Annotated in this window: 7 protein-coding genes; 2 read left to right on the top strand and 5 right to left on the bottom strand. The window is 70.2% G+C overall.

What is annotated here, in order from left to right:
• Positions 1 to 545 precede the first annotated feature (545 nt).
• The 3 genes from ACGF4C_RS29805 to ACGF4C_RS29795 all read right to left on the bottom strand — a co-directional run bounded on the left by ACGF4C_RS29805 (position 546) and on the right by ACGF4C_RS29795 (position 3,934).
• Entirely contained in the window at positions 546 to 872 is a 327-nt protein-coding gene (locus ACGF4C_RS29805) for a DUF4233 domain-containing protein (protein WP_201811985.1), read from the bottom strand.
• A 2-nt stretch (positions 873 to 874) separates the two neighbouring features.
• Positions 875 to 2,389, bottom strand: a complete 1,515-nt coding sequence (locus ACGF4C_RS29800) for a bifunctional folylpolyglutamate synthase/dihydrofolate synthase (protein ID WP_393570245.1) — start codon at positions 2,387 to 2,389, stop codon at positions 875 to 877.
• A gap of 90 nt (positions 2,390 to 2,479) precedes the next feature.
• A complete protein-coding gene (locus ACGF4C_RS29795) occupies positions 2,480 to 3,934 on the bottom strand; it encodes a peptidoglycan D,D-transpeptidase FtsI family protein (RefSeq protein ID WP_393570243.1) in 1,455 nt (484 codons plus the stop codon).
• A 316-nt stretch (positions 3,935 to 4,250) separates the two neighbouring features.
• On the opposite strand from ACGF4C_RS29795, the gene ACGF4C_RS29790 reads away from it, so the two are divergent.
• Positions 4,251 to 5,432 (top strand): hypothetical protein, encoded by a 1,182-nt coding sequence (locus ACGF4C_RS29790; RefSeq protein ID WP_393570251.1) that lies wholly within the window; start codon positions 4,251 to 4,253, stop codon positions 5,430 to 5,432.
• Here ACGF4C_RS29790 and ACGF4C_RS29785 read toward each other — a convergent pair.
• Positions 5,398 to 8,019 (bottom strand): valine--tRNA ligase, encoded by a 2,622-nt coding sequence (locus ACGF4C_RS29785; protein ID WP_393570240.1) that lies wholly within the window; start codon positions 8,017 to 8,019, stop codon positions 5,398 to 5,400. The two genes, ACGF4C_RS29790 and ACGF4C_RS29785, sit on opposite strands and share 35 nt — an antisense overlap.
• Positions 8,020 to 8,168: 149 nt before the next feature.
• Between ACGF4C_RS29785 and ACGF4C_RS29780 the strand changes: the two genes are divergently transcribed.
• Positions 8,169 to 9,116, top strand: coding sequence for a hypothetical protein (locus ACGF4C_RS29780; RefSeq protein ID WP_393570238.1), 948 nt, complete (start codon positions 8,169 to 8,171; stop codon positions 9,114 to 9,116).
• Positions 9,117 to 9,243: 127 nt separating this feature from the next.
• Here ACGF4C_RS29780 and clpX read toward each other — a convergent pair whose 3' ends face one another.
• Complete coding sequence (clpX, locus tag ACGF4C_RS29775) at positions 9,244 to 10,527, bottom strand: ATP-dependent Clp protease ATP-binding subunit ClpX (protein WP_030415515.1); 1,284 nt, start codon at positions 10,525 to 10,527, stop codon at positions 9,244 to 9,246.

Here is a 10,527-nt window from a genome sequence, read left to right as displayed (position 1 = left end):
GGACTGCTTCGCTTTACGTCCCAAACACCGGCCCCTCCGGCCCGTCCCCTCCCGTTGGGGGGTGGGAATGCGGTGGGTGGGGGTGGGCGTTGGGGATGCAAGGGGTCGTTGGGACCCGTAGGGGACGGTCGAACAGATCCCGTAAGGGTCGCGAGGGCCCCCTGCAGGGCCACAACTCGACGCGCCCGGAGCCCTATTCCCGAGGGCTACGACGGCGAGATGCGTCCTCGACGACGCGCGCCCCCACGCACCCGCACACTCCCCCAACGGGAGGGGACGGGCCGGAGGGGCCTTGTTCGTGGACGTAAAGCGACAGCAGTCCACGAACAAGGCCCCGGAGGCCCGTCACCGCACCCAACAACAACCCCGCCCGCCGCAGGCGCAACGGCGAGACGACCCGCGACGCCGCAGACAGCTACGTACGCGGCGCCGCAAAGCGCAACGGCGAGACGACCCGCGGCGCAGCAGACGGCTACGTGCGGGGCGCCGCAAAGCGCGCAACGGCGGGCAACGACCACGGCGCTGCAGCCGAGTACGTGGGCAAATCAGGCAGCGGCAGCGGCCTTCGCCGCGTCCACCTTGCGGCCGAAGTGGACCGAGGCCCACCACAGGGCGGCGAAGACGGCGCCGAGGAAGAACATCGTGGGGATGACGAAGCCGCTGGCGATGAGGGCGATCTGGAGGGCCCAGCCGAGCTGGACGCCGCCGGGGCGGGTCAGCATGCCGCACAGCAGGAGGCTGAACAGCATCGCGATGCCGCTGACCGTCCAGATCGTGGCCGTCGGGATGTCCGTCAGCTGCATCGCGACCAGGCCGGCGAAGCCGATCACGAAGAATTCGCCTATCAGAGTGCCCGCGCAGAGCGTGCGCATGGTCAGCCCCTTCCCAGCAACAGTCGGGCCTCGCCGACCGTGATCACCGAGCCCGCGACCAGCACGCCCGCGCCGGAGAACTCGCCCTCTTCCTCCGCGAGGGTGATCGCCGCCTCCAGGGCGTCGTCGAGCCGTGGCTCGACCTGGACCCGCTCGGCGCCGAAGACCTCCACCGCGACGGCCGCAAGCTCGTCCGGATCCATCGCACGATGGCTGGAATTACGCGTCACGACGATCTCGGCGAAGATCGGCTCGAACGCCTCCAGGACTCCGCGGACGTCCTTGTCGTCGCTGGTGCCGACGACGCCGATCAGCCGGCTGAAGCCGAACGCCTCGGTGACCGCCTCGGCCGCGGCCCGGGCGCCCGCGGGGTTGTGCGCGGCGTCCAGCACGACCGTGGGGCTGCGGCGGACGACCTCCATCCGGCCCGGCGAGGCGACCGCGGCGAACGCGGAGCGGATGGTGTCGATGTCGAGCGTGCGGGCGTGGTCCGAGCCCACGCCGAAGAACGCCTCGACCGCGGCGAGCGCCACCGCGGCGTTGTGCGCCTGGTGGGCGCCGTACAGCGGGAGGAAGATCTCCGGGTACTCGCCGCCCAGGCCGCGCAGCGTCAGCATCTGCCCGCCGACCGCGACCTCACGGGAGAGCACCCCGAACTCCATGCCCTCACGCGCGACCGTGGCGTCCACCTCGACCGCGCGCTTGAGCATCACCGACGCCGCGTCGACCGGCTGCTGGGCCAGCACGACCGTGGCGTCCTTCTTGATGATCCCGGACTTCTCACCGGCGATCTGCTCGGGCGTCTCGCCGAGGCGGTCGGTGTGGTCCAGGGAGATGGGGGTGATCACGGCGACGTCGCCGTCGATCACGTTCGTCGCGTCCCAGGTGCCGCCCATGCCGACCTCGACGACCGCGACGTCCACCGGGGCGTCCGCGAAGGCGGCGAAGGCCATGGCCGTCAGCACCTCGAAGAACGACAGGCGGTACTCCTGCTGGCCGTCGATCATCTCCAGGTAGGGCGCGATGTCCCGGTACGTCTCGATGAAGCGCTCGGCGGAGACCGGGCTGCCGTCCAGGCTGATCCGCTCGGTGATCGACTGGACGTGCGGGCTGGTGTACCGGCCGGTGCGCAGGTCGAAGGCGCCCAGCAGCGCCTCGATCATGCGGGCGGTGCTGGTCTTGCCGTTCGTGCCGGTGATGTGGATGGACGGGTACGCCCGCTGGGGCGAGCCCAGGACGTCCAGCAGCGCCACGATCCGCTTCACCGACGGGTCGAGCTTGGTCTCGCCCCAGCGGCCCGCCAGCTCCTCCTCGACGGCCCGCAGCGCGCGGTCGACCTCGGGATCGGCCGGCCGGGCGGGGATCGGGTCCCCCTGCGGCGGTCCCGCCTGGGCGCGCAGGGTTCGGCTGCCGGCCTCGATCACCGCCAGGTCGGGGTCTCTGTCGGTCTCCGCCTCGACCAGTTCGTCGAAGGCGTCGGTCGGGTCGGGGTCGTCGTTTCGGGGGCGCTCGCTCACGACGACAAGTCTACGAGGCACCTGTGACAGCGCCGCGCTGCGTCGCCCCCGCCCGCCGCGCGCCGCGCCGGCCCGCCGGTAGCTCCCCGGCTAGCCCAGTGCCGCCTTCATCATCGCCCGCGCCACCGGGGCCGCCAGGTCGTTGCCGGAGACCTCGTTGCGGGCGGCGTGGCCGTCCTCGACCATCACGGCCACCGCCACCTGGTGGCCGTTGCCGTCCTCCGCGTACGAGACGAACCAGGCGTAGGGCGTACCGCTGTTGTCGACGCCGTGCTGGGCGGTGCCGGTCTTGCCGCCGACGGTCAGTCCGCCGATCTTCGCGTTCGTGCCGGTGCCCTGGTCCACCACCGTCTGCATCGCGGACCGCAGCTGGGCGGCGGTGCGGCCCGACATGGTCCGGCCGTCCCGGTAGGCCGCCGGTTCGTTCTGCTGGACGGTGTTGCCGCCGCCGTCGGTCAGCCGGTCGACCAGCTGCGGGCTCTTCAGCTCGCCCCCGTTGGCGATGGCCGAGGCGACCATCGCCATCTGGAGGGGGGTCGCCTGGTCGTTGAACTGGCCGATCCCCGACAGCGCGGTCTGCGCCTGGTCCATGTCGTCCGGGTAGATGCTCTTGGCGGCGCGCACCGGGGTGTCCACCTTGCCGTCGTTGAAGCCGAACTTCTCGGCCTGTGCCTTGACCTTGTCCTTGCCCAGGTCGACGGCCATCTTCGCGAAGACGGTGTTGCAGGAGTAGCGCAGCGCGGTGCGGATGGTCGCGTTCTTGCAGGGCGCGGCGGTGTTCTCGTTCTTCAGCGTGGTGTGGGTGTGCGGGAGGGTGTACGGGTCGGGGCTGTCGGTGTGCTCGTCGACCGAGGAGTACCGGCCGTTCTCCAGCGCGGCCGCGGCGACCACCAGCTTGAAGGTGGAGCCGGGCGGCAGCGGCTGCCGCAGCGCCCGGTTGACCTCGGGGTGGTCCGGGTCGCCGGACATCCGCTGCCACGCCTTCTGGTCGGCGGCGGAGGACCCGGCGAACTTCCCCGGGTCGTACGACGGGGTGCTGACCATGCCGAGGATCCGCCCGGTGGCCGGGTCGAGGGCGACGGCTGCGCCCTTCTTGCCGTCCAGCGCCTGATAGCCGGCCTTCTGCACCTTGGCGTCGATGGTGGTGGCCACGTCGCCGCCCTTGGCCCGGGTGCGGGTCAGCGCGTCGGCGGGGCTCTGCAGCCGGCTGTCGGAGCCGTCGAGGAGGTCGCCGTAGAGGCTCTCCAGCTGGTTGCTGCCGAAGATCTGCGAGGTGAAGCCGGTCACGGGGGCGTAGAGCGAGCCGTCCTTGTAGGTGCGCTTGTACTTGAGGGTGGAAGAGGTGGCGGCGGAGCCGGTGACCGGCTCGCCACCGACGAGGATGTTGCCCAGCGGCGCCGCGTACTTGCCGATGGCCACCCGAGGGTTGTGCGAGTCCTCCTTGTAGTCGCTGGCCTTCGCGCCCTGGATCCAGGTGGCCCAGCCCATCAGTGCGACTATCAGGGCGAGGCAGAACACCGAGACCCGGCGCAGTGGCTTGTTCATGGGGCGCGGCTCCTGGGAAGGGGCGGGCGGTTTCCGCCGGACTCCGGCAATCCGGCGCTCCGGCATCCGGCATCGGGCATTCCGGTCCACCGTGCCTCGCCTTCATGAGAACGCGATGAGAACGGTCTTAACGGGCCGAATCGACCGGACCTGCCCGGCCGGGACAACTTTCTGCCCCGCTTCGCCCTCTTCCACGGCGGGCTGTGCGGCTCCCCCGCACCCCGGCGGCGCCAGCACGGCCCACGGGAGCGCGCGACAGGACGACGGCGAACGGGAAAGCAGGAGCTGAACAGGCGTGCCGGCAATCAGTCAGCGGATGCATTTGGTGCTGCTCACCGCCTGGACCGCCCTGTGGTTCGCGGTCGTCGAACCGCACGGCGGGTTCTCCTGGCACTACCTGCGCACCGGCGGCGAGCTGATCTACCAGGGCACCGCGGGCGACGGCACCGGCGGCCTCAACCTCTACGCGCACCACCCCGAGCTCCAGATGGGCCCGATCAGCTTCCTGACCGCCGGGCTGTTCAACCCGTTCCCCGAGGCCACCGGCCAGTTCCTCGCCGCGGCCCTGATGTCGCTGCTCGGTCTGGTCATAGTGGTCCTGGCCGGGCGCAGCGCGGCCCACCACTTCCTGGGCACCGGCACCAACCACCAGCGGCTGCGGCAGCGCGTCCTGATCGCCGGGCTGGCCTTCATCCCGATGTGGATCGAGGTCGCGGTCCGCTTCGGGCACCTCGACGACGTCCTCGCCCTGTTCTTCACCGCCCTCGCGGTCCGCGCCGTCACCCGCGGCGACGCCGCCCTCACCGGCGCTTTCCTGGCCCTGGCGATGGATTCCAAGCCCACCGCCCTGGCCTTCGTCCCGCTGCTGCTCGCGCTGCCGCGGGAGAAGTGGCTGCGGGCCGGCCTGTGGTGCGCGGGCCTGGTGGCCGTCGCCTGGCTGCCGTTCTTCCTCGGCGATCCGCAGTCGTTCGCCGCGGCGAAGTTCGCCATCCCCAACCATCCGGCGTCCGCGCTGCGCTGGCTGGGCGTCGGCGATCCGGAGACCCCTGGCTGGGACCGTCCGGCGCAGGCCGCCCTCGGGCTGACGCTGGGCGCGATCGCCGTCTGGCGGGGCCGCTGGGCGGCCGTGGTGCTGCTCGGTGCCAACGCCCGGATCGTCCTCGACCCCAGCGTCTACACGTACTACACGGCGTCGGTGCTGCTCGGCACCCTGTTGTGGGACGTGATCGGCCAGCGCCGCCTGGTGCCCTGGTGGAGCTGGCTCGCGCTGCTGATCCTCTACGGCAGCGTCTTCGCGGTCCCCGACGACTCGGCCCGCGGCCTGATCCGCCTGGGCTTCGTGGCCCTCTCCACGGCGTATGTGCTGCTCTGGCCGGTCCGCGAACGGGGGGAGCGCGGACGGGGGCGGGGACGGCGCAGGCCCCACGCCCGTACGGACGAGGGGCCTGCGGTGTGGAACGGTGCTACGCCTGGGGCAGAGCCGCCAGCTGCGCGGTGATCCGCTCGATGTCGGCCTCCGCGGTCCCCAGCCGGCCGCGGATCTTGTCCACGACCTTCTCGGGCGCCTTGGCGAGGAACGCCTCGTTGCCGAGCTTGGCGGTGGCCTGCGCCTTCTCCTTCTCGGCGGCGGCCAGGTCCTTCGTCAGCCGCTTGCGCTCCGCCTCGACGTCGATGGCGCCGGACAGGTCCAGCGCGACCGTGGCGCCCGCGATCGGGAGCGAGGCGGTGGCGTGGAAGCCGTCACCGGCCGGCTGCAGGCGCAGCAGCGCCCGCATCGCGGCCTCGTGCGGCGCCAGCGCCGTACCGGACAGGTCCAGCCGGGCCGGGACCTTCTGGCCGGGCTGCAGCCCCTGGTCGGAGCGGAACCGGCGGACCTCGGTGACGACCTGCTGAACGGTCTCGATCTCCTGCTCCGCGGCCGCGTCGCGGAAGCCCGAGTCCGCGGGCCACTCGGCGATGACGAGCGACTCGCCGCCGGTCAGCGTCGTCCACAGCGTCTCGGTGACGAACGGGACGATCGGGTGCAGCAGCCGCAGCGTGACGTCCAGGACCTCGCCCAGGACCCGGCGCGACGCGTCGGCGGCCGGCCCGCCGGCCATGAAGGTGGTCTTGGACAGCTCGACGTACCAGTCGAAGACCTCGTCCCAGGCGAAGTGGAAGAGGGTGTCCGACAGCTTCGCGAACTGGTAGTCGTCGTAGTAGGCGTCGACCTCGGCGACGACCGAGTTCAGCCGGGAGAGGATCCACCGGTCGGTCGCCGACAGCGCTTCCGCGGGCGGGAGTTCGCCCTCCACGGTCGCGCCGTTCATGAGCGCGAAGCGGGTGGCGTTCCAGATCTTGTTGGCGAAGTTGCGGGAGCCCTGGACCCATTCCTCGCCGATCGGCACGTCGACACCCGGGTTGGCGCCACGGGCGAGGGTGAACCGGACCGCGTCCGATCCGTAGGCGTCCATCCAGTCCAGCGGATTGACCGCATTTCCGAAGGACTTGGACATCTTCTTGCCGAACTGGTCACGGACCATGCCGTGCAGCGCGATGGTGTGGAACGGCGGGGTGCCGTCCATCGCGTACAGCCCGAACATCATCATCCGGGCGACCCAGAAGAACAGGATGTCGTAGCCGGTGACCAGGACGGAGTTCGGGTAGAACTTCTCGACGCTGGGGGTCCGTTCGGGCCAGCCGAGCGTGGAGAACGGCCACAGGCCCGACGAGAACCAGGTGTCCAGGACGTCGGTGTCCTGGTGCCAGCCCGCACCGCTCGGCGGCTCCTCGTCCGGTCCGACGCAGACGACCTCGCCGTTCGGCCCGTACCAGACCGGAATGCGGTGACCCCACCACAACTGCCGGGAAATGCACCAGTCGTGGAGGTTGTCCACCCAGCCGAAGTACCGCGACTCCATCTCCTTGGGGTGGATCGCGACCTTGCCGTCCCGGACCGCGTCCCCGGCCGCCTGCGCCAGCGGGCCGACCTTGACCCACCACTGCATCGACAGCCGCGGCTCGATGGTCGTCTTGCAGCGCGAGCAGTGCCCGACGGAGTGGGTGTACGGACGCTTCTCGGCGACGATCCGGCCCTCGGCGCGCAGCGCCCCGACGATCGCGGAGCGGGCCTCGAAGCGGTCCAGGCCCTGGAACGGGCCGTGCGCCGTGATGACGCCCCGCTCGTCGAGGACGGCCAGGTTCGCGAGGCCGTGCCGCCGCCCGATCTCGAAGTCGTTCGGGTCGTGCGCCGGCGTGACCTTCACTGCACCCGTGCCGAACTCCGGGTCGACGTGCTCGTCCGCGACGACCGGGATGCGGCGACCGGTCAGCGGCAACTCGATCTCGGTGCCGACGAGATGGGCGTACCGCTCGTCGTCGGGGTGGACGGCGACCGCGGTGTCACCGAGCATCGTCTCGGCGCGGGTGGTCGCGACGACGATCGACGCGTCACCCTCGCCGTAGCGGATGGAGACGAGCTCGCCGTCGTCGTCCTGGTACTCCACCTCGATGTCCGAGATGGCGGTCAGACAGCGCGGGCACCAGTTGATGATGCGCTCGGCGCGGTAGATCAGCTCGTCGTCGTAGAGCCGCTTGAAGATCGTCTGGACGGCCTTGGACAGGCCCTCGTCCATCGTGAACCGCTCACGCGACCAGGCAACGCCGTCGCCGAGCCGCCGCATCTGACCGCTGATCTGCCCACCGGACTCGTTCTTCCACTGCCAGACCCGCTCGACGAACGCCTCGCGCCCGAGGTCGTGCCGTGAGACGCCCTCCTTGGCGAGCTCGCGCTCGACGACGTTCTGGGTGGCGATACCGGCGTGGTCCATGCCCGGCTGCCACAGCGTCTCGTAGCCCTGCATCCGCTTGCGGCGGGTGAGGGCGTCGATCAGCGTGTGCTCGAAGGCGTGGCCCAGGTGGAGGCTGCCGGTGACGTTCGGCGGCGGGATGACGATCGTGTACGGCGGCTTGTCGCTCTTCTCGTCCGCCTCGAAGTAGCCCCGCTCTACCCAGCGCTCGTACAGCGGCCCCTCTACATCGGCCGGCGTGTACTGAGTCGGCAGTTCGGGGTCGCTGTGCTTGCTCTGCTGAGTGTTCTCGGTCACGACGGACAGTGTACGGGCGCCCATGTACCAGCTTCGAATCGGTTTCGCCCCCGGGGCAACGGCTGTCGGTGGCGTCGTACAGGATGTCGGCAGCGCATAAACATCGCAGGACTTCAACTGTTCTCAGTTGTCACGAGGGGAACCGCTCCATGAGCTTCAACCAGCCGCCTCCCGGCCCGTACGGCCAGCAGCCCCAGCAGCCCGGTCCGTACGGCCAGCCGCAGCAGCCGCCGGCCCCCCAGCCCGGTTACGGCTATCCGCAGCAGGGCGGCCAGGTGCCTCCGCAGCAGGGTTACGGCTACCCCCAGCCGCCCCAGGCGCCCCAGGCGCCCCAGCCCGGTTACGGCTACCCCCAGCAGCCCGCCTACGGCCAGCAGCCCCCGTACGGCGGCCAGCAGACCCCCTACGGCGTCATCCCCCAGGGCCCCGAGGAGTCCGGCGGCAACGGCAAGAAGATCGGCCTGATCATCGGCGCCGTCGCCGTCGTCGCAGCCATCGGCGTCGGCGCCTACTTCGTCTTCGGCTCGGGCGGGGACGTGAAGCCTTACACGATCTCGCTGCCGGAGAAGCTGCTGAGCGGGCAGTTCTCGAAGGTGCCGACTCCTGGCGCCCGGGGCACCGAGGACCTCGCCAACGACAAGGAAGCCAAGGCGATGGGCATCACCAACGCCAAGGGGGTCGGAGCCAGCTACAAGGCCGAGGGCGGGCTGAGCCTGAGCCTGCACGGCGTCTACGGCGAGATCGCCGATCCCGAGGGCACGGTGAGCCAGATGTTCGCCAAGGTCGACGAGAACCAGAAGAAGACCATGGGGAACGCCAAGGTCGAGGACGTCACTTCGACGACCGAGTACTCGCCGGACGACTTCGACGGCGCGGTGATGAAGTGCCGCACACAGAAGTTCACGGTGTCGCAGGCCGGCATGTCCGTGCCCGTCACCGTCTCCACCTGCATCTGGGGCGACAACAGCGCCATCGGCGCCGTCACGATGGCCGCCAGCCCCTCCCCCTCCGGCGCCACCACCGCCACCACCCCCGGCGCCGAGGAACTGTCCGAGAAGACCGCCAAGGTCCGCAACGAGGTCCGCAGGGAGAAGTAGCCGACGCCCCGTGCGCCGTTTGTGGGGGACGGCGGCACGGAAGCGCGCCCGTTACACACAAGAGCCGCCCGGCAGCGAAGGTTCGCTGCCGGGCGGCTCTCGTATGTCCCTAGTGGAAGGGCGCCGCCTACGCGCTCTTCTCCTGGGGCTCGCCCGAGTCGCCTCGGGTGCGGGGGACGAGGGTGGGGTTCACGTTGGAGTGGACGACGTCCTCGGTGATGACGACGCGGGCGACGTCCTTGCGGGACGGGATCTCATACATCACCGCCTGGAGGACCTCCTCCATGATGGCGCGCAGGCCGCGGGCGCCGGTGCCGCGGAGGATGGCCTGGTCGGCGATGGCCTCCAGGGCCGGGCGGTCGAAGTCGAGCTCCACACCGTCGAGTTCGAAGAGGCGCTTGTACTGCTTGACGAGCGCGTTGCGCGGCTCGACGAGGATCTGCAGGAGCGCCTCGCGGTCGAGGTTGTGGACCGAGGTGAGGACCGGGAGGCGGCCGATGAACTCGGGGATCATGCCGAACTTGACCAGGTCCTCCGGCATGACGTCCTGGAGCTGGTCCTTGGACTCGATCTCCCGCTTGGAGCGGATCGTCGCGCCGAAGCCGATGCCCTTGGCGCCGGACCGGGCCTCGATGATCTTCTCCAGGCCGGCGAACGCACCGCCCACGATGAACAGCACGTTCGTCGTGTCGATCTGGATGAATTCCTGGTGCGGGTGCTTACGGCCGCCCTGGGGCGGGACCGAGGCGGTGGTGCCCTCCAGGATCTTCAGGAGGGCCTGCTGGACGCCCTCACCGGAGACGTCACGGGTGATCGACGGGTTTTCGCTCTTCCGGGCGACCTTGTCGATCTCGTCGATGTAGATGATGCCGGTCTCGGCCTTCTTGATGTCGAAGTCCGCGGCCTGGATCAGCTTGAGGAGGATGTTCTCGACGTCCTCGCCGACGTAACCGGCCTCCGTCAGGGCGGTGGCGTCGGCGAACGCGAAGGGGACGTTCAGCATCCGGGCGAGGGTCTGCGCGAGCAGGGTCTTGCCGGAGCCGGTGGGGCCGAGCAGCAGGATGTTGGACTTGGCGAGCTCGATGCCGTCGTCGCCGCGGCCGGGGCCGTTCTCGCCCGCCTGGACCCGCTTGTAGTGGTTGTAGACGGCGACCGACAGCGCCTTCTTGGCGGGCTCCTGGCCGACGACGTAGCCGTTCAGGAACTCGTAGATCTCCCGGGGCTTGGGAAGCTCTTCCCAGCGCACCTCGGAGGTCTCGGCGAGCTCCTCCTCGATGATCTCGTTGCAGAGATCGATGCACTCGTCGCAGATGTACACACCAGGTCCCGCGATGAGCTTCTTCACCTGCTTCTGGCTCTTTCCGCAGAATGAGCACTTGAGCAGGTCGCCGCCGTCACCGATGCGTGCCAC

The organism is Streptomyces sp. NPDC048197, assembly GCF_043202395.1.
Taxonomy (GTDB): domain Bacteria; phylum Actinomycetota; class Actinomycetes; order Streptomycetales; family Streptomycetaceae; genus Streptomyces; species Streptomyces siderophoricus.
Note: the sequence above shows the minus strand (reverse complement) of the source record. Positions and strands in the feature narration are given on the sequence as shown.